The organism is uncultured Endozoicomonas sp. (genome assembly GCF_947495845.1).
Lineage (GTDB): Bacteria > Pseudomonadota > Gammaproteobacteria > Pseudomonadales > Endozoicomonadaceae > Endozoicomonas.
The window spans coordinates 1-458 of the sequence record NZ_CANMAO010000104.1 but is presented as its reverse complement, the minus strand read 5'-3'; the positions used below and the strand labels follow the sequence as shown (position 1 = coordinate 458).

The 458-nt window shown below is 47.8% G+C and carries 1 protein-coding gene; it reads right to left on the bottom strand.

Features of this window, described 5'->3' with window-relative positions:
• Positions 1–197: 197 nt before the first annotated feature.
• Positions 198–458: hypothetical protein (locus Q1B11_RS20285; protein ID WP_299735835.1), on the bottom strand; the 261-nt coding region annotated here is incomplete at its 5' end.

Genomic DNA, 458 nt, shown 5'->3' with positions numbered 1-458 from the left:
TTGAGGTTGTTTTTTTTACGTTATGTTTACAAGAAAATCAGCACTGGTGATTGATGGGGCTGTTGAGTTTTTCCATTATCGAAAACGCTTCCTTGCATCGTGGGGCGCACCACATACGACTCCGGTTTTCTTTTCACCTGGCACTGAACGCCAGATGCAAATGCTCAATGATACGTTGGTCACGGGCAATCAACAGGCTATAGCAAAAAAATGGCGTCTGCTGCAATCAACCGGTCAAAAGCGTCCCGCGTCCAGTGAATACCGATAGCGGATTGAACCAGGCCGGCTGTTGGCGTTTTTGAGCACATCATCCCCACATCACCATACAAATCAGCCACTATCTCCGCAGGTGTGTAGGCAATCCGACCAATCTCATATAAGTATTGAAGCTCCAGCCTTGCCAGCTCAGGCAAAACAATATCATGCTGCTCAAGCTGTTCCTCAGCCAGCGGAGAAAT